General features: G+C 69.4%; 17 protein-coding genes and 1 pseudogene. 8 read left to right on the forward strand and 10 right to left on the reverse strand.

Features of this window, described 5'->3' with window-relative positions; all coding sequences use genetic code 11:
* Window positions 1-163: 163 nt before the first annotated feature.
* From OG504_RS11275 to OG504_RS11305, 7 genes are all read right to left on the reverse strand, one after another.
* Entirely contained in the window at window positions 164-1,231 is a 1,068-nt protein-coding gene (locus OG504_RS11275) for a chorismate-binding protein (RefSeq protein ID WP_405989682.1), read from the reverse strand.
* 85 nt (window positions 1,232-1,316) lie between these two features.
* Window positions 1,317-2,180 carry a bifunctional 5,10-methylenetetrahydrofolate dehydrogenase/5,10-methenyltetrahydrofolate cyclohydrolase gene (locus OG504_RS11280; RefSeq protein WP_405989683.1) on the reverse strand — a complete coding sequence of 288 codons (864 nt, stop codon included), beginning with the start codon at window positions 2,178-2,180 and terminating at the stop codon, window positions 1,317-1,319.
* A gap of 204 nt (window positions 2,181-2,384) precedes the next feature.
* Complete coding sequence (gene purU / locus OG504_RS11285; RefSeq protein ID WP_405989684.1) at window positions 2,385-3,293, reverse strand: formyltetrahydrofolate deformylase; 909 nt, start codon at window positions 3,291-3,293, stop codon at window positions 2,385-2,387.
* A complete protein-coding gene (locus OG504_RS11290) occupies window positions 3,290-4,162 on the reverse strand; it encodes a methylenetetrahydrofolate reductase (RefSeq protein WP_405989685.1) in 873 nt (290 codons plus the stop codon). Before OG504_RS11290 ends, purU begins: the two co-directional genes overlap by 4 nt.
* Window positions 4,163-4,388: 226 nt before the next feature.
* Window positions 4,389-5,732, reverse strand: coding sequence for an aminomethyl transferase family protein (locus tag OG504_RS11295; protein WP_405989686.1), 1,344 nt, complete (start codon window positions 5,730-5,732; stop codon window positions 4,389-4,391).
* 113 nt (window positions 5,733-5,845) lie between these two features.
* On the reverse strand, window positions 5,846-6,817 hold the full coding sequence (folP, locus tag OG504_RS11300) for a dihydropteroate synthase (RefSeq protein ID WP_405989687.1): 972 nt from the start codon (window positions 6,815-6,817) through the stop codon (window positions 5,846-5,848).
* An 88-nt stretch (window positions 6,818-6,905) separates the two neighbouring features.
* The gene (locus OG504_RS11305) at window positions 6,906-8,321 is read right to left on the reverse strand and encodes an NAD-binding protein (protein WP_405989688.1); all 1,416 of its coding nucleotides are present in this window, start codon (window positions 8,319-8,321) and stop codon (window positions 6,906-6,908) included.
* A 446-nt stretch (window positions 8,322-8,767) separates the two neighbouring features.
* On the opposite strand from OG504_RS11305, the gene OG504_RS11310 reads away from it, so the two are divergent.
* The 3 genes and pseudogenes from OG504_RS11310 to folE form a co-directional block, all read left to right on the forward strand.
* Window positions 8,768-9,700: a LacI family DNA-binding transcriptional regulator gene (locus OG504_RS11310; RefSeq protein ID WP_405989689.1), complete on the forward strand. Its 933-nt coding sequence runs from the start codon at window positions 8,768-8,770 to the stop codon at window positions 9,698-9,700.
* Window positions 9,701-10,496: 796 nt separating this feature from the next.
* The gene (locus OG504_RS11315) at window positions 10,497-11,840 is read left to right on the forward strand and encodes an aminomethyl transferase family protein (protein WP_405989690.1); all 1,344 of its coding nucleotides are present in this window, start codon (window positions 10,497-10,499) and stop codon (window positions 11,838-11,840) included.
* Between the two features lie 135 nt (window positions 11,841-11,975).
* Window positions 11,976-12,321: pseudogene (gene folE, locus OG504_RS11320) on the forward strand (GTP cyclohydrolase I); the annotation flags it as partial.
* 121 nt (window positions 12,322-12,442) lie between these two features.
* Here folE and OG504_RS11325 read toward each other — a convergent pair.
* Window positions 12,443-13,396, reverse strand: coding sequence for a sugar ABC transporter substrate-binding protein (locus tag OG504_RS11325; RefSeq protein WP_405989691.1), 954 nt, complete (start codon window positions 13,394-13,396; stop codon window positions 12,443-12,445).
* A 1,049-nt stretch (window positions 13,397-14,445) separates the two neighbouring features.
* Between OG504_RS11325 and OG504_RS11330 the strand changes: the two genes are divergently transcribed.
* Window positions 14,446-14,835: an ATP-binding protein gene (locus tag OG504_RS11330; protein ID WP_405989692.1), complete on the forward strand. Its 390-nt coding sequence runs from the start codon at window positions 14,446-14,448 to the stop codon at window positions 14,833-14,835.
* Between the two features lie 141 nt (window positions 14,836-14,976).
* Here OG504_RS11330 and OG504_RS11335 read toward each other — a convergent pair whose 3' ends face one another.
* Window positions 14,977-15,153: a CsbD family protein gene (locus tag OG504_RS11335; RefSeq protein ID WP_405989693.1), complete on the reverse strand. Its 177-nt coding sequence runs from the start codon at window positions 15,151-15,153 to the stop codon at window positions 14,977-14,979.
* 180 nt (window positions 15,154-15,333) lie between these two features.
* On the opposite strand from OG504_RS11335, the gene OG504_RS11340 reads away from it, so the two are divergent.
* From OG504_RS11340 to OG504_RS11355, 4 genes are all read left to right on the forward strand, one after another.
* A complete protein-coding gene (locus OG504_RS11340) occupies window positions 15,334-15,504 on the forward strand; it encodes a hydrophobic protein (RefSeq protein ID WP_405989694.1) in 171 nt (56 codons plus the stop codon).
* A 157-nt stretch (window positions 15,505-15,661) separates the two neighbouring features.
* On the forward strand, window positions 15,662-16,015 hold the full coding sequence (locus tag OG504_RS11345) for a PRC-barrel domain containing protein (RefSeq protein ID WP_405989695.1): 354 nt from the start codon (window positions 15,662-15,664) through the stop codon (window positions 16,013-16,015).
* 200 nt (window positions 16,016-16,215) lie between these two features.
* Window positions 16,216-17,055, forward strand: coding sequence for an RNA polymerase sigma factor SigF (locus OG504_RS11350; RefSeq protein ID WP_405989696.1), 840 nt, complete (start codon window positions 16,216-16,218; stop codon window positions 17,053-17,055).
* 248 nt (window positions 17,056-17,303) lie between these two features.
* A complete protein-coding gene (locus OG504_RS11355) occupies window positions 17,304-17,450 on the forward strand; it encodes a hypothetical protein (RefSeq protein WP_405989697.1) in 147 nt (48 codons plus the stop codon).
* Window positions 17,451-17,518: 68 nt separating this feature from the next.
* Here OG504_RS11355 and OG504_RS11360 read toward each other — a convergent pair whose 3' ends face one another.
* Complete coding sequence (locus OG504_RS11360) at window positions 17,519-18,706, reverse strand: AI-2E family transporter (RefSeq protein ID WP_405989698.1); 1,188 nt, start codon at window positions 18,704-18,706, stop codon at window positions 17,519-17,521.
* Window positions 18,707-18,819: the final 113 nt, after the last annotated feature.

An 18,819-nucleotide genomic window follows, 5' to 3' on the forward strand; every position in this document is an offset into this window, starting at 1 on the left:
GCCTGACCGTGGCGGGCGGGTACTCGGGTGCCGGTACGGCATGGGGCCTCGGGCACCCACCGCCCCGGGACCTGAGGTGGCGGACCGGTAGGCGGGTGCCGGGCGGCTGGGCTTCGGGCGCACCGCGGTGGCCGAGGACTGAGGCGCCGTAGCAGGCGGGGGCTCAGGCGCCGGGGCGGGCAGCGAGCTGTTGGTGCGGCTTCGCGTCGTAGGGCGAACCGTTGGACGCGATGGTCAGCAGTCTCTCCGCCTTCAACTCGGTCTCCTGCCACTCCCGTTCGGGGTCCGAGCCCCAGGTGATGCCGGCTCCGGCGCCGAAGTTCAGGCGCTGCCGGGCCCGGTCGATCCAGAACGTGCGGATGCCGACGGCCAGTTCGCCGGTGCCGCGATCGGCGTCGACCCAGCCGATGCCGCCGCAGTACGGCCCGCGTGGCGCGGTCTCCAGGGCCGTGATGATGCCGAGGGCGCTCTCCTTCGGGGCGCCCGTGACGGATCCCGGCGGGAAGGTCGCGGCCAGCAGTTCGGGCCATCCTGCTCCGTCCCGCAGCTCTCCCCTCACCTTGGAGACCAGGTGGACCAGTCCGGGATGGCGTTCCACCGCGCACAGTTCCGGCACGGTGACGCTGCCCGTCGCGCACACCCGGCCGAGGTCGTTGCGGACGAGGTCGACGATCATCACGTTCTCGGCGTGGTCCTTCTCCAGGAGATCCGCCTCGGTGCGCCCGGTGCCCTTGATGGGGCCCGACTCGATCTCCCGCCCGTCGCGGCGCAGGAAGAGCTCCGGGGAGGCTGTGGCCACCTCAAGTCCGAGGCCAGGCAGCCTGATCAGACCCGCGTACGGCGCCCGGTGGCGCGCGGCCAGCCGGTCGGCCAGGGCTTCGATGTCGGCATCGGCCGCGATGGGCGCCGACAGCACGCGGCAGAGGTTGGCCTGATACACCTCGCCCCGGGCGATGTGCTCGCGGATCCGCCGTACGCCCGCCGTGTACGCATCGCGGTCCAGCGAAGTCGTCCACAGCCCGGGCGCGGGACCGTTCCAACGGGCAATTCGGGCCGGGTGTCGCGCGGCGGGCCGTACGTCGCGGAAACGGGCGCAGGTCAGACGTCCTTCGAAGTCGGCCACGACGGCCCAGAAGCCCGCGGAGTCGAGCGCGGCGGGGTCATCCGTGACGTCGGCGAGTCCGGTCGCCACCCGGCCGCCGAGCCGGGCCAGCGGGGGAAGTTCCATCATGTCCGGCACCTTTCCCGAGCACGGAGACGGACCGCGCGAGCCCTCGTCGCCCGGCACGGCGCCGGGCATGAGGCGCCCAACTCGCTTATGCGGGAACGGTCTTGGGCACGGCGTTCCACTCGGCCGCCCGGAGGGTGTTGACCATCAGCATGGCGATGGTCATCGGACCGACCCCGCCCGGTACGGGCGTGATGCGGCTGGCGATACCGTCGAGTTCGGCGGCGCGGACGTCGCCGGTCAGGCCGTCGGGGGTGCGGTGGATGCCGACGTCGATGACGGTGGCGCCGGGCTTGACGTGTTCGGGGCCGATGAGCCCCCGTACGCCGGTGGCGACGACGACGATGTCGGCGGGGCGGGTGACGGCGGCGAGGTCGGCGGTGAACTCGTGGGCGACCGTGACGGTGGCGCCACGGCGCAGCAGCAATTGGGCCAGGGGGCGGCCGACGAGTTCGCCCCAGCCGACGACGGCGACACATGCGCCCCTGAGCTCGATGCCTTCGGCGTCGAGGAGTTCGACGACCCCGCTCGGAGTGCAGGGGCGCAACCCCCTTTCCCCGCGCGCCAGTCGGCCGGCGCTGGCCGTGGTCAGACCGTCGACGTCCTTGGCCGCGGGGATCCGGTCGATCAGGGTCGCGGCGTCGAGCTGGGCGGGCAGGGGCAGTTGGAGGAGGATGCCGGAGACGTCCGGGTCGGCCGCCAACTCGTCGATGACCGCGGCGACTTCGTCCCCGGAAGCGTGCCGGGAGAGGTGCCGGTGGAAGTCGCGCATACCGGCCTCGCGGATGGCGCGCCGTTTGGCCGCGACGTAGACGGCGCTGGCCGGGTCGTCGCCGACCAGGACGGTCGCCAGCCCGGGCACCCGTCCGCAGGCCGCGGCCTCGGCGACCTGTACGGCGACCCGGGCCCGGATGTCACGGGCGATCCGGGCACCGTCGATGGTGGTTGTCATGATGGCGAACCGCTTTCTGCTGATGAGCACTTCACCCGGTGAAGAGAACTGCCCGCCGAGGTCGCGGCGGGCCGACCGCGGATGTGCAGATGTACGGCACCGGAACCGCGCCGGAGGCGGGGGCCTGCCGTGTCCACCGCCCCCGGTAACCGGGGGCGGCCCACAACTACCTTTCCCCGCACGAGCGTTGGGCCGATACGTGGTTCAGGCGAAGACGATGGTGTGCTTGCCGTTGCGGATGACGCGGTCCTCGGCGTGCCACAGCACCGCGCGGGAGAGGACGGCGCGTTCCACGTCGGCGCCGCGACGGGTGAGGTCGCCGGCGGTGTGGGCGTGGCTGACGCGCACCACGTCCTGCTCGATGATCGGGCCCTCGTCGAGGTCCTCGGTGACGTAGTGGGCGGTCGCGCCGACCAGCTTCACTCCCCGCTCCTTGGCCTTGGCGTAGGGGCCGGCGCCGATGAACGCGGGCAGGAAGGAGTGGTGGATGTTGATGATCGGCACGCCGACCCGCTCGATGAAGTCGCCGGAGAGGATCTGCATGTAGCGAGCGAGGACGACGAAGTCGACGTTGTCCTTGAGGAGTCGCAAGTGCTCCGCCTCGGCGGCCGACTTGTCCGCGCCCATCGACGGCACATGGAAGAACGGGATGCCGAACGACCGCACCTCCTCGGCCGTGTCCGGGTGATTGGAGATCACCATGGCGATACTGACCGGGAGTTGACCCTGCCGGTGGCGCCAGAGCAGGTCGAGCAGACAGTGGTCGGACTTGGAGGCGAAGATCGCCACCCGCTTCGGCACGGAGAGGTCGCGCAAGGTGTAGCTGAGGCCGTACGGCTTCACCAACTCCTTGTCGAAGTCGGCGCGCAGAGCGGGCAGTTGGGCCCGCAGGCCGTCCAGTCCGAAGACGGTGCGCTGGAAGAAGGCGCCGCCCTGCGGGTTGTCGGAGTACTGGTCGAGGGAGACGATGTTGGCGCCGTGCCGGCCGAGCACCGAGGTCACGGCCGCGACGATGCCGGTGGCATCGGCGCCCTGGACGATCAGCGACGCCTGGTGCCCCGCTCCCCCGGTCTTCTGGGCGGTGCCGGTGGGCGCGGCCTGCGTGACGGTCATACGAGGTTGTCCTTCCTGAACTGTGCGATCCACTCGGACGTGGCCCGCAGCCCGCCGAAGGTGTAGAAGTGGATCTTTATGTCTCCGTGGCGGGCCGGGTCGTGGCCGTCGGCGAGCGCCCGCAGGAACTTGTCGGGGCCGGCGGTGCCCATCAGGTTGGTGATGGACAGGCCGTACTTCTTGGCGATCGAGGCACTGGTGCCGACGCCGAACCGGGCGGCGTAGGACATCAGACGCCGTACGCCGGCCGGGCCGGGGACGCCGATCCGGACAGGGAGGGTGATGCCCTCGGCACGGACCTTCTCCAGCCAGTCCAGGACGGGGTCCACGTCGAAGCCGAACTGGGTGATGACGCTGCCGTCGAGTTCCTGCCCGGCGATGGACGCGCTCTTCTCCCGCAGCGCGGACCAGAGCACGTCCCCGGCGATGTCCGGGTGACCCTCCGGATAGCCGCTGATGCTGACGTGCCGGACGCCGTACTCCCGCAGTAGTCCCGTCTCGATCAGCGCGAGCGAGTCCTCGTAGGGACCTTCGGGCCGGGTGGGGTCGCCGCCGACGGTGAAGACGTTGGCGGCGGTGCCGTCGGCCCGCAGGGCGGCGAGGAACTCCTCGAACTCGCCCTGCGAACCGAGGCGCCGGGCGGAGATGTGCGGCACCGGCACGAAGCCGAGCCGCTTCACCGCCCGGGACGCCTCCAGGCGCATGGCGAGGTTCTCGTTGCCGAGGAAGGTGACGTTGATGCGAGTGCCCTGCGGGATGGAGTCCCGGGCCTCTTCCAGCTTGGGGACGTCCTTGCCCGTCATCTCCAGGGAGAAGTCCTCCAGCAGCGATGTACTCACCGCCGCCGAGGCCGTGCTGAGGGGGTTCATCGTGCTCCTTGTCGATAGGGAAGGGTGGGCTCTCGGCCCGGAGAAGGGGGAAACGGGCAGGACGGAGGGAGCGGCGGGTGGCCGGATGCGTGACACTGCCTCCGGCCACTCGCCGTGCGCGATGCCAGGCAGCTCCGGCGAAGTCCGGCGCGTTCCAAAGGGGCGCGGGGAACTGCGCGACCAGCCCCCACAGACCCGCAGACGACAAGCCGACCCCGCGGAGCGCTTACGCGTTGCGCCGGTAGTCGGTGCGGGCGTGCCGGTCGAACGGGCTCACCTGAACGGTCGCGCGGATCCGCGGGAACCCGAGGTCGGCCTCGGGGTCGGTACCCAGCCCCGGATGCTCGCCCCACACCACGCTCACCTCCGTGCCGGGCTCGGCGTGCGCGGAGTCGATCAGCGTCTGCGCCAGGACCGTGCCGACGGGGTCGATCGACGCGGTCTGCATGGTCGTACCGACCAGACCGGCCGAGGTCTCCACCCGGTGGCGGGCGTAGGTGAGGACGAAGCCGGGATCCTCTCCCCCACCGACCACCCGGCGCACGTCGTCGGCGTCGAACACCAGGGTGACCTTGGTGCGGCGGGGTTCGTCCCTGGCCTTGAGCAGGGCGTCGCGCCCCTGGAAGTCGTGCCCGAAGTGGATCAGCTTGCCGTAACCCAGTTCGTACGGGGAGACGTAGTAGTCGGCGATGTCCTCCGAAAAGTAGCTGCCGTTGAGGGGACGCTTTCCCTCGATGCCGAACAGGGGCAACCAGGCGCGGTATTCCGCGAGTTCGGGGTCGACGTAGATACCGGGGACCGGCGAGGGGATCCAGCCGCTCTCCACGCTCGGCGTCGTGTACGCCAGCGCGCCGACCTGGACCAGGCCCAGCGGTTCGCCTGCCGTGAGGAACGCCTCGTGCACATACGCCGCGTGCTCCCACGGACCGATGAACTCGTAGCCGGCCTGCCCGGCCATGCCGTGGCGCAGCGCCTCGAAGGAGCGGCCGTCCAGGGTGACCGGGGTGGAGTGGAAGAACTTGGTCTCCGGCAGCGGCCCGCCGAAGACCTTCCCGATCAGTTCCAGCGCCAGCGGGCCCTGGATCTGGTAGCGGAACAGCTTGGGGTCACCGCCGCCGGGACGGAAGGCGGAGGACGTGTCGGTCTCGAAGCCGACGTCGTAGCCGCCCTTCTCGGCGTGGTACTGCACCCAGTGCTGGGCGGCGGGGACACCGCTGAGGAGGTACTTGTTCTCGGCGCGCCGGGCGAGGATGCCGTCGGTGACGATCTTGCCGTCCCGGGTGACCGGTACGTACTGCTTGGCCTGGCCGATCGCGAACTTCTCGAAGTTGTTGGCGCCGTACTCGGCCAGTACGCGGGTGGCGTCGGGGCCCTCGATCCACAGGTCGTACATGTGGTGCGAGAGGTTGAGCAGCGCGACGCCCTCGTGCCAGGCCGCCTGCTCCTGACGCCAGCCGACGTACTCCCGCTCGACCACCTCGGGGGTCCACGGTTCGGCGTTCGGCCGCCACAGCAGACCGATGGCCGAACCGGCCTTGTCGATGCCGTCCTGAAGACTGGGGATTGCCATTGCGGCTCCTCTCAAAGCCATCTCCCGGAAGTACTAGATCGATCTAGTGACGCGGCTCGTCACGTCGTGACCGGCTCACTTCGGGAAGGGAAAAGGGGGATCGCTAGAACGATCTAGCGCAAGCTAGCAGAAGCGTTTGGAGCTTGGCGAGACTCGTGCAGCGCCTTTCTGCACCGGCTTCGCACGACGCTCTCCGGCGCCGAGATCCGACGGTCGCCCGCCCAGGCGGCAGCCACGCACACCGCGTGCAGGCTGGAGCGGACGTCATGCACGCGCACACAGAACGCGCCGGATACGGCAGCCAGGGCGGACACCGCCGCCGTGGCCGCGTCGCGGTCGCCGGGCACGGAGTCGATCCCCGCCCGGTCGCTCAACGCGGCACCGAGGAAGCGCTTCCTGGACGCCCCCACCAGCACGGGAAAACCGGCGGCCAGCAGGGCGGGCAGATGCGTGAGCAGTTCCCAGTCGTGGGCGGCACCCTTGGCGAACCCGAGTCCGGGATCAATGATGATGCGCCCCGGATCGATTCCGGCCGCGGTGAGTGCCTCCACGCGGCGCAGCAGTTCGGAGGTGACGTCGCCGACGACGTCGCCGTAGACCGCGTGGCGGTCCATCTCACGACTCGGCGCTCGCCAGTGCATCGCCACGTACGGCACCCCGGCCGCGGCGACGACGGCGGCCATGGCGGGATCCGCCAGCCCGCCGCTGACGTCGTTGACCAGACACGCGCCGGCCTCGATCGCGGCACTGGCGACCGCCGCGTGCATGGTGTCCACGCTGACGGCCACCTCCGCACGCACCAGCTCCCTCACCACCGGCACCACACGGGCCAACTCCGCCTCCACCGGGACGGGTTCGGCTCCCGGCCGGGTGGACTCACCGCCCACGTCGACCAGGTCCGCGCCCTGCTCGGCGAGCCGCAGGCCTCGTTCCACGGCCTGCCCGGTCTCGGCGTACCGGCCGCCGTCGGAGAACGAGTCGGGAGTCACGTTCAGGATGCCCATCACCAGACATCGGCCGGGCTGCGGGAGCCCCGTCGGGCCTCTCGGGGGTGGTTGCGCGAACGCGCACTGCATGTCGATCATCGGTCGAACGACCTCCTCCGCCTGCGGGCCGTACGCCCTGCGAGCTGGAAAAGCTAAATCGATATAGCGAACAGGTTACAGCGGATCGCTAAATCGTTCTAGTCCTCGACGCTTCATTTTCGTCGCCGCTCGTCCGACGCCGCTCCTCGACGTGGGCGCAGCGGTCGTGACCGACCAGGGCGCTGCGGCGCCAGACGCCGGACGTGTCCCGCAACCGGATCCCGTCACGATGGGCGACCACGTCGCCGACCGGCTCGGCGCGCAGCCGGGCGACCACATAACCGGCGGCCAGACCGGTGATGTCACAGACCACCCCCATGGGCAGCAGCGAGCGCGTCTCGGCGATGGCGTCGTCCTCGCCCGCGCGCATCACCACGCGGATGTGCGGTGCAACGCCGTGGGCGGCGAGGGCCACGGCCACGTTGTCCAGGTCGTCGGAGCCGACGGCGGCCAGCGCCCGGGCGTGACCGAGACGCAGCCGTTCCAGCACATGGCGATCACCACCGTGACCGTCCATGACGGGAATGCCGAGGGTGCGCGCCAGCCGCGCGGTCGCGGCCTGCGGGTCGCGTTCGACGCCTACGACGGGGATGCCCAGTCCTTGCAGCTCGACGCAGAGCCTCATGCCGACCTGGCCCATTCCCACCACGATCACGTGCCCTTCGCGGGGCAGGGTGCGCGGACCGATCAGCCCGATCAGACGCGGCCCGAGCATCCGCTCGACCACTCCCGCGGTGAAGAAGGCGGTGAAGACGACCGTGCTCAACATCGCGAGGACGGCGAAGAGTTGGTAGCCGTGGGCATCGGGCGGCGCGGCGGCAGGACCGACGCCGGCCACGACCCGGGCGGCCTCGAACAATGCCTCGGACGGGCGATGACCGACCGCCGTGAGCCACGCCCAGTCGGCTGCGAGGACGACGAGCATCGCGAGCATGCCCAGCACGAGCAGCCGGGTGCCCGGGTCGTGGGAGCGCAGCTGGAACCCGACCCGCCTTCCGCGGTACCGGCGACGCCACTGCCCGGGCAGGGCTGATTCCTCGGCTTCCAGGACGCCGTCGCGCTCTCGGACGACCTGGACACACCCTCCGCGTCGGCGGGCGGCGGCGAGGGAAGGATCCAGGCAGGGGCCGGCCAGTGACGGCGCCGCGAGGTCGGCCGGCGAGGTGACGTCGCACTGCGGCAGGAGGCGGGAGAGCTCGTCGGCGATGGTGCGATCGAAGATCGTGACGATCAGAGGTACGTCGGGCGAGACGTGCGCGACGGCCAGCGCGTAGCGCAGGGCAGCGACGTCGTCGTGGAGCAGTACGGCCACGCCCGCCGGCCGCGGGGCCAGCGCCGCGCGCAGTTCGGGGTCACGCGGACGCGGGAGGTGCCGCACCGCGTCGGACGAGAGGTGAAGGGCACCGCACACCCGGCCGGCCAGGTGCGTGTCACCGATGACGACGTACGAACGGACGGGGCCGTGATGCGCGTGATGCGTGTGATGTGTTGGATTCGAGGTCATGGGGTCGACGTCCTGCCTTGAGTGATGACGGTGAGCCGATGGGCAGCCGACCGGCCGGAGCCCGTCCAGGAAGCCGAGCCGGTCGTCGACCGGCCTTCGGCCGACGGTGATCGTCGAGGATGACCGACGGGGGAGCCACGGCCGGCCTTCCGATGGCGCCGCGGCGTACCAACCCTCGCCCGTCTCTGTAAGACGGCTCGGCGCTACGACGCGAGGAGAGGGAGAGACGCGGAACTCCCGATACGGGCCCGCTGCAGTCTCCTGACCCCCGCCGCGCCGTACCGTACGGTTCAGTGCCGTACGAAGCAAGGCAATTCGATCCGACGGAACCGGTGCACTCGGCGTCCCGCAGCCGCCCGCGCTTCGGCTTCCGTCGGACTCCTTACAATGAGTGAACGCCGTGTCGCTGGGACTCAGGTGCGCACGACAACGTCGGAGCAGGAGTGATGGGGACGTCCAGAAGAGTCACGCTGAACGACGTGGCCGCGGCGAGCGGTGTTTCTCGCGCCACCGTCAGTTTCGTTCTCAACGACGACCCTCACCAGACGATCTCGGCGGCCACGCGTGACCGGGTGAAGGAGGCGGCCCGAACGCTCGGCTACGTTCCGCACGGCGTGGCGCGAGCACTGCGCGAGGGGACCTCCCGGGTCGTCGTCCTGAACATCGACGCGGGCATGGAAGGCGCGTACTCCCGCAGCTACATCCACGGACTCGACGCAGAACTGGCCGCCCACAACCATGTCCTCCTGGTCCGGCACGGCCACCACACCGAACAGTCCACCCAGCAGGTCCTGGACGCCATCGTCCCCCGCGCGGTGATCCGCTTCGGCGAGACCTACCTCACCGGCCACGCGCTCGACGACATGGGAGGCGGCTGGCGCAACGGTCTCGCCGCCCACACCGCCCTCCAGCTCCGCCACCTCGTCGACCGCGGCCACACCCGCATCGCCGTGGCACTGCCGGACACCGAGTCACCGCTCGCCGCGACCCGCCTGCGCTTCACCGGGCACGCCGCGCAGAACCTCGGCATCCCCACTCCCGTCTCCTTCGTCGCCCCGCAGGACCGGTCCTACTGCGCCGACGCCGTCGGCACCTTCCTCTCCGGCGCCCCCGAGGTGACCGCGATCGCCGGCTTCAACGACGACGTGGCCCTGCGTGTCCTCACCGCCCTGCGCGACCTGGGCCGGCGCGTACCGGACGACACGGCCGTGATCGGCTTCGACGACAACGGCTACGGCGAACATGTCATCCCCTCCCTGACCACGATCAACGTCGACGGCGAGGCCCACGGCCGACTCAGCGCCCGCCTCGCCCTCGGGCTCGACACCAATGGCCTGGAGCCCCCGCCCGCACGGGTCGTCGTCCGCGAGTCGGTCTGACGGGGCGGGCCACTCCACGGTTGCGGCCTCGCCGTCCCGTCGTGGCGACTTTCGCCGCCCCGTCGTGGTGACTGCGGTCTCCGCCGCAGAGCGGAACTCCGCAACCCGACCGTGCGCCGCGCGCCACCTCCCGGGACGTGCGCGCTTCACCCGCGGTGATCGTGGAAACGACGACGTGGAGCACACAGACCGGAGGCCCTACGCTCTCGCCGGCGCAGCCGAGCACTGCCTCCGCGCCTGCGGCCGGGGGCTCGGCTTCACGTGTACGCCCCCGACTCGACTGACGCCGAAGACCTCCGGAACACCTCGGCGAAGACCAGTGCCGGCCGGGTTGTGCGTGCCGTACAGCGGCCGGGCAAGAACGGTCCAAAGGCAGGGAGACATTCTCGTACGCCCGGCCTGAAGCAATAGCTGAGCTCGTCGTGTGCCCCCGGGAACTTCCCCACCGGGCCAACGGAGTCGACCTGGAAAGACACAGGTCAAAAGCTCGTACGATCCGGAACGGGACCTGCGACCCGCCGCCGTCGACCATCCACTCCGGAAATTCCGCGCCCGGCCCTTGAGTGCATCAAAGGTGTACCGTACCGTACAGTTCACCACGCCGACGGAGGCTGGGTCCTTCCACCCCTCCGGCGTACCCGCCCGTCCGCGCTGCACCCATCAGCCGCGACACCCCGAGCCGGGTCGCTCACGACACCCTGCGCCACAAACGGCTTCGCCCCACCGCCACAACGGCCGGCCGCCCCACACCCTTGCCACCGCCTCACCCACGCATCGCGACGACATGGAGAATCCGATGGCACACCTCGAAGACCAACTCCAGGCGGCCGGAGGCCCGTTGGGCCTGCTGCGCAGCGGCCGTTCCGGCGCCTACCCGTTCCCCATCAAGGCCGAGTTCACCAACTGGCGTGACGAGCAGGAGAGTTGGCGCAACTCGGCGGCGCTGATGGATCTTTCCCACCACATGACCGACCTCACCGTCCAAGGACCCGACTGCTACCGGCTGTTGGCCGACGTCGGCGCCAACACCTTCCAGGGGTTCGGCCCGATGAAGGCCAAGCAGTTCATCGCGGTCAACCACGACGGCCACATGATCGGCGACTGCATCCTCTTCTGCCTCGCCGACAACCACGTCCGCCTCGTCGGCCGCCCGCCGGCGCTCAACTGGGTCCAGTTCCACGCCGAGACAGGCGGCTACGACGTCACCCTGCGCCGCGACGAACGCACCGCGCAGAACCCTGACGGCCGCGAGTTCTTCCGGCTCCAGCTCCAGGGCCCGCACGCCTCGGCGATCTTCGAGAAGGTCAACGGCGGCCCCATGCCCGACATCCCCTTCTTCAGCATGGGCAAGTTCACCATCGGCAAGCACGAGGTCACCGCCCTCAACCACCGTATGTCGGGCTTCCCCGGGCTGGAGTTCTTCGGCCCCTACGAGCACATCGACGACGTCCGCAACGCCGTCCTGGAAGCCGGCGAGCCCTTCGGCGTCCGTCAGATCGGCGCCCGCGCCTACGCCTCCGTGGCCACCGAGTCCGGCTGGATCGCCAACACCGTCCCCGCCGTGTACTCGGGCGACAGCTTGAAGACCTACCGCGAATGGCTCGGCGCCAGGACCTTCGAGGCCAACCTCTCCCTCGGCGGCAGCTTCGCCTCCGACCACATCGAGGACTACTACGTCACCCCCTGGGACCTCGGCTACGGACACATCCTCAAGTTCGACCACGACTTCATCGGCCGCGAGGCCCTGGAGCGCCGCAAGGGCGAGAAGCACCGCCGCAAGGCATGGCTCGCCTGGCACCGCGACGACGTCGCCCGGGTCTTCGCCTCCCAGTACGAACAGGGCGACCGGCGCTTCAAGCACATCGAGATGCCCGCCGCCTTCTACGCCGCCTCCCAGTTCGACCGCGTCGAGAGCAACGGCCGCCTCGTCGGCATCTCGACACTGTGCAGCTACACCTCCAACGTCCGCGGCTGGATCTCGGTCGTGATGATCGACGACGACGTGCACTACGGACAGCAGGTCGACCTGGTCTGGGGCGAACCCGACGGCGGCTCCGCCAACCCCACCGTCGAACGCCACGCCCAGACCACCATCCGCGCCACCGTGACCCGCAGGCCCTTCGCCGGCCACAAACGCTGACAAGGACCGGCTACGACAACTCCCCCGCGCCCGGCGGGGCATCAGGCAGGCGGCTCCCGCCCGATGCCCCGCCCGCATTTCCCCAGCGCCCCTCCCCGCACCTGCGCGAGCACGCGCCCCGACGCAGAGACGGGACACCCGTGCGAGCACCGTCTCCTGCCCTTCCGGGGCACGGTCCACGTCGGGTACATCCCCGCCGCGAACGGCCGGATCACCAGGCTGTCCAAGGCGGCACAGCTGGTGGAGGTGTACGCACGCCGAGTCCAGGTCCAGGAACGCCTCACCGGACGGATCGCCGACGCCTTGACGGGCAGCCCCGGACGCACGGGGCGCCATCGTGGTCGTCGAGGCCGAGCACATGTGCATGTCGGCCCGCGGCATCCGCAAGCCCAGGGCCCGGACGACGACATCCGCCGTAAGCGGCCGACTGCGCAGGTCCGCGACGCGCGCCGAGGCGATCAGTCCCATCCTGGCTCGCTGACGACAGCGCCCGTGATCAACGTACGCGCCCGCCACCGACTCAGCCTGTCCCACCGGGTCTTCGGCCCCCCTACGGCTCGCCGTTCAACGCAGCGGCGAGCCGTCCGCTTCGACCTGGCCGCTCAGCCATCCGTATCGCAGTACAGGGGCGCGGTGTCCGCGTTGGCCTTGGTCACCAGACGGGCGTCGATGTGTTCGATCTTGTCCTTCTCCTCCCCGCGGAGCAGAGCGAGCGTGTGTGTCACCGCCAGTGCTCCCAAGTCCTGGACCGAGTTGGAGACCGTCGCCGCGAACTTTCCGTCCTTGAGCGCGGCGAGTCCCTGGTCGGTGCCGTTGACGGTCACGATCTTCACGCCGTACGCATCCGCCGCATCGAACGCTTGCCGCACGCCGAAGGCCATGTCCTCGTTGGCCACGAACGCGTACCGGAGGTCGGGGTGAGCCTGGATCATCGTGGCTGCGGCAGCCTTGGCCGTCGCCCGGTCGAACATGCCCCGCTCATCCCCCACCACCTGAACGTTGGCTGCCAGGTTCTTGGTGAATCCGTCGACCATCAAGTTGGACGATGTACTCCCGTCGCCGGAGATGACACCGGCCTTGACCGGTTTTCCGGAGGCGTCGCCGTCGACCCACTGGGCGTCCAGCTTGCCTATCCCGGGCAGGTCGCTGACGACGGCGCCAAGGATCTTGCCGTCGTCCGTAGGCGTCACCGCGATCAGGGCGATGGGTGTCTTCGCCTTCTGCGCCGCGGCGATGTCGGCGTCCAGGGCGCTGGCGTCCACACTGAGCAGGATGATGGCATCGACCTTGTGCGCGATCATGTCCCGCACGTTGCGTAGTTCCGCGGACTTGCTCCCGTTCGAGTCGGCGGTCCGCAGTTTTGCCAGGTTGTTCGACGTGGTCTTCGTGACCGCTGTCCGCAGGCAGGTGTGGAACGACGTAGTGCCCCCGTTGATGAACCCTAAGACGACAGGGCCGGTGGCGTGGGTGCTGTCGGTGGGAACCAGAGTGCATCCGGTGGCCAGGAGACCGAGGCCAACGGCGGTGGCGAGCAGTCGGCTGTTGGACAGGGGCATGAGTAGGGAGCCTTTCTGCTGCACGTGACGTCGGTGTCGAGGCAGACAGCGCTGGGCTGTTGCAGGAGAACCCTGCGACGGGGGACGGGGTACGGGGTTGTCGTCGCCGAGGCCGGCGACGGTGATGCGGATCCGGGCAAGGGCGAACGGTCGGCTTGACGAGGCGCAGACGGGTCGCAGGATGGGCGTGTATTGCTCAACGGGGCCAATGGGGCGGTGGCGCGGCCGTGAAGGCAGCCGGGGTCGAACACTCCGCGGTTCCGACACCCGGGCACTCGCGCCCCACACCACGTCGTCGGCGGTACTTCGGGGTCGGCGTAGGCATCGCCGGTCAGCATCTGCACCGATGCGGTACGGCCCGGGCCGGTCGACGCGCACTTCATCGTCGCGCTGACCGAGCGGGGTGGCCTTTCGACACCGTGGCCGGCGTGATGGAGCACGGAGGCGATGGACACCCTCGCGCCCGGTTCCGCCCCTTTGCCCCTGCGTAAAGCGATGCCGTCCTGAAGCGCGGCCGTTCTCACGAGGCTCGCTTTCGTCCGACGTTCGCCCAGCCATGAAACTGGAACGTTCTAGTGGCAACGCAGAGAAATCCTTCTCCGCGTGATTGACGTGGTGGAAACCGAGGCAGAATTCACAGCCGAATTTGGCCCAGGCGGAAGTTAGCAGAGTGAATCTTCGGATGGCGAGGGCACGGTAGCGCAACCTTTGCTTGCGTTCTGCGCATGCTTGCGCATCCGTACCGCACCACCCGCCAGGGAAGCCCACGCTGCTCCGCCGACATCGCCCACGCCGGCACGCGCGGGGCCGTTCCCTGCGGAGAGTCCGGGGAGTGCGAGCGGCTTCGGGGAGCTCGCGGGGACGACAGTCGACCGGGCAACCGGGCGCGAGCCTGAAAGATCCGGCTCCTCCGTTCTCTCCTCCGGGACCGGCTGCCGACAAGTGGGGGCCTTCGCCGCGAGGCTGCCCCACCTGATTGACGGGCCACAGGCAGGGCACAAGATCCGGCAGGCAGAACCGGACAACGATCCAGAGACCGGGGAGACCTGATGAACACGATGAGCGTCGACGTCGCAACCGTCCGCTCCGCGACCTCCGTCGCCGGTGCACGCGAAAGCGCCCGGGACTTCCTCGGAGGTCTCGACGATCCGATCGCGGCCGAGGCCGCCGACACCGTGGCCCTGGTCGTCTCGGAACTCGTCACCAACGCCCTGCGCCACGGCGGCGGCGCCTGCACCCTCGACCTGACCGCGCACCCGGACAGCATCGAAGTGGCCGTGCACGACCGCAGCCCACAGCCTCCGCGCATGCGCACCCCCGACCTGAACGGCGGCACCGGGGGCTTCGGCTGGCCCATGGTCAACCGCCTCGCCCGGGCCACCACCGTGACCAACCGGGCGGCCGGCGGCAAGACGGTAAGAGCCCTCCTCGCCCGGTGACGCCGGGACCTCGAAACGGCGCGGGTCACGGAAGCCGACCGTCGGCGACGCCGCGTGAGGCTCTTGCGCCCACGCCCGGTGCCGGACAGCACGAGGCCCGGCAGCCAGCGGGCTGCCGGGACCGGGATCAGGAGTGGTGCCCTACTTGGGCTTGAGGGCGTCCTTGGCCTTCTCCTTGGCCGCGCGCAGGTTGCCCTTGGTCTCCTCGGCACGCCCCTTGGCCTTGAGGGACGCGTTGCCCAGCACTCCCCCGACGACCTTCTTGACCTTGCCCTTGGTCTGCTCGGCCTTGGCCTTGGCCTTCTCGTTCGCAGCCACAACCACTCACCCCTGCCTGTCTCGAATTGGGTTCGCCACCCGTCTCACCGCGGATTCCACCTTCAAACCGGGCAGTTGCCGTACGGACATTCAGCAGCGCCGGGCAACCCGAGAAACCATGAAAAACGCAGGAGTGCAGATCATTCCGCGGGGCACAAGAGGGGGCGGAGGTTGATAACAATGATTCCTGTTCTTCTTGTTCTTCTGCTTGCCCTGATCCTCTTCGGTGCCGGTTTCGCACTCAAGGCACTGTGGTGGATCGCTGTCATCGTGCTGATCGTGTGGGTCCTGGGCTTCGTGATCCGCCCCGCGGCAGGCGGTGGCAAGCGCGGCCGCTGGTACCGCTGGTAGGCGGGCGTCAATCAAGTTCCGCCGGGGAACTCGAATTCATGAGGCTCTGAAGAGACGTCACTGAATTCAATAACACCTGCACGACTCCGCAGTTCTGCTGCGGGAACCACAAAGAATCTCGATGAAAGAATCTCGATGAGTGAGGGAGCCGTTCTTCATGAGTGACAACATCTGGGGCTACCGGTCGACCACCGGCCACACCGCGGGCACCGACCTGATCGGATACACGGTCGAGGCCACCGACGGCAGCATCGGCAAGGTCGACAAGCACTCGGACGACGTCGCCTCCGCGTACCTCGTCGTCGACACCGGCGTGTGGATCTTCGGCAAGCACGTCCTGCTGCCCGCCGGAACCGTGAAGACGGTCGACCCGGCCGAGGGCAAGATCTACGTCGGCCTCACGAAGGACCAGATCAGGGAGTCCCCCGAGTTCGACAAGGACAAGCACGTCGGTGACGTCGGCTACCACGAGCAGGTCGCCGGCTATTACCAGACCCAGCGATGCGTCTGACACCAGCATCAGCCCGAAGGGGGCCGGCCGGAGATACTCCGGCCGGCCCCCTTCGGTCGTGCCGGCGACCACCCCCGACCCGCACCTGAGCACCCATCTGAAGTCACCTGGTATGCATTCGCCGAACCGGGGTAGGCCGATTGTTGTCGGTGGACAAGGAACCGACGGTACGGAGTCTGGACACACGGGAGGGGCCCGACATGACGGTGACCAAGACGGCAGAGGCACAGACCGGGGTGCTGCCGGAGATCGCGGACCCTTCGCGGGTCGCACCCAAGGACGCCCGCCAGCTGACCAGGCTGTTCTTCGACCAGCTCGCCGTCCTCGAAGAGGGGACGCACGAGTACCAGTACGCGCGCAACACCCTCATCGAAATGAACATCACGCTCGTCCGGTACGCGGCTTCGCGGTTCCGCAGCCGCGGCCAGGACGAGATGGAGGACATCGTCCAGGTCGGCACGATCGGGTTGATCAAGGCCATCGACCGGTTCGAGCTCAGCCGCGAAGTCGAGTTCACCTCCTTCGCCGTGCCCTACATCGTCGGCGAGATCAAGCGATTCTTCCGCGACACCTCCTGGGCCGTCCACGTCCCCCGCCGCCTTCAGGAAGCCCGCATCCAGCTCGCCAAAGCCACCGAAGAGCTCCGCAGCCGACTCGGCCGTACGCCCACCGTCAAGGAACTCTCCCAGCTGATGTGCCTCAGCGAGGAAGAGGTCAACGAAGCGCGTCTCGCCTCCAACGGCTACAGCTCCGCTTCCCTCGACGCGGCCATCAGCTCCAGCGACGACGGCGAAGCCGCGCTGGCCGACTTCATCGGCCTCGACGACAACGCCCTCGAACTCGTCGAGGACTTCAACGCCCTGGCTCCCCTGATCGCCGAACTCGACGACCGCGAACGGCACATCATCCACATGCGGTTCGTCGACGAACTCACCCAGGCCCAGATCGGCGAACACCTCGGCGTCTCCCAGATGCACGTCTCCCGCCTCATCTCCCGCACCCTCGCCAAACTCCGCGCAGGCATGCTCACCACCAACTGACCACACCGGTCCGCAGCCGCCGCCCTCCGTCGCCCTCGGTCACTCCACGTCGGCGGGGTCCTTGGTCCACGCACGGGATCCCGCCGGACAGCGCCGCCACTGGCGGGGGATACCCCGTCCCGTACGACGGCCTTGATGTCCCAGCCGGTGTCGCCGACGAACACGGTCCGCCTGCTCGGCACGTCGACGTCCACCGAGACCGGGCCGGGGGCGGGTTTGCCAGAGGTCGCCAGGCCGATGTCCCAGCCGTGCCCGGCCAGCGCGCACAGCCGCTCGAAGTACGTGGCGTAGAAAGCGTGGTGGGCCGCGACGAGCTGCTCGCCCTCGCCCTCGTCCTCGTCGGTGTCGCGGTCGTCGCCGGGCAGGTGGTCCAGGAGGTCGCCGCCATGGAGTGAGTCAGCATGGCGGCGCGAAGTCCCTTCGAGCCCCTGCGCCTCCGAGAACGTCCTCTGCCGACGCGGCATCACTTCCGTTCCTTCTCGGGAAAGACGTACTCGTCGAGGAGCAGGCCGGCGGCGACGGCGGCCGGGATGGCGACGAGGGCGCCGATGATGCCGAGGAGCGCGCCGCCGACCAGCACCGCGAGGACGGTGACCAGCGGATGGACGTCGACGGCGAACTTCATGGCCCTGGGCACGATGAGGTAGTCCTCGGCGATCCGGAAGACGACGTAGAAGACCGCGGTCGCGATCGCGATGGGGAGCGACACGGACAGGGCGACGAGACTGACGACGATGCCGGCGAGGGTGGAGCCGACGATCGGGATCAGGTCCATCAGGGCGGTGAAGATGCCCAGCGCGGCGGCGTACGGGACACCGGTGGCCACACACCAGCCGAAGGTCGCCACTCCGGCGATCCCCGAGGTGACCAGGTTGCCGAGCATGAACTTGCCGATCCGGTTCATGATCTCCTCGGCCACGCCCTCGACGCGCTCGCGGCGGCTGGCCGCCACGAAGCGGTAGCCGAACTGTTTGATCGTCGGCAGGGCCGCCATGCAGTACAGGGTCACCGTGATCACGATCGCCGTGGACGTGACCGTACTCAGGACCATCTGGCCGGCGCCCAGGACGCCTCCTGCCAGACCGGACGCTCCGTTTCCCGAGCCGATCTGCTCCTTGGCCTTCTCGACCACGTGGTAGCGGTCCTCCAGGCGGCCGATCGTGGACTGGTGGTTGTGGACCTGCTCCAGCCAGCCGGGCACCGCGTCGACCAGCGCGCTGATCTCCTTGGCGACCGGCGGAATGACCAGCGCCAGGAATCCGGCGAGCACGACGACGAACCCCGTCAGTACGATCGCGACGGCCCAGCCGCGCCGCAGACCCCGGCGCGTGAACCAGACGACGAGTGGTTCCAGGCTGATCGCGATGAACACGGCCAGCAGGAGCAGGGTCAGCATCGAGCTGACCCGCAGCACGGTCTGGACGGCGAGCCACGCCAGGCTCGCCCCCAGCCCCAGAGCGAAGCCGACCGTCACCCAGGACCGTCTGCGCCCGCCGCGCGCATCTCGTTGCGGGGGCTGCCGCGGCGCCTTCCGGAACTCCTGTACGGCGTCCGCCGGCCCGCCGTCGGAGCCGTTCACGTCCGCCCCTTCCGCCCCTTCCGGCCCGCCGTGCTCGTCCCGGGCGGATTCGGACTCGGACTGCGCAGACATCGCGACGCCTCTCCTCGGCTGCCTGACCCGGCTGGGCGGCACCGGTCCCGGGTACCCAGGCACTCCGCTCGTACCGCGTACGCGACAGCCCGCCTGTCCGGCCGATGCGTCGA

It is taken from the genome of Streptomyces sp. NBC_00986 (genome assembly GCF_045162565.1).
Classification (GTDB): domain Bacteria; phylum Actinomycetota; class Actinomycetes; order Streptomycetales; family Streptomycetaceae; genus Streptomyces.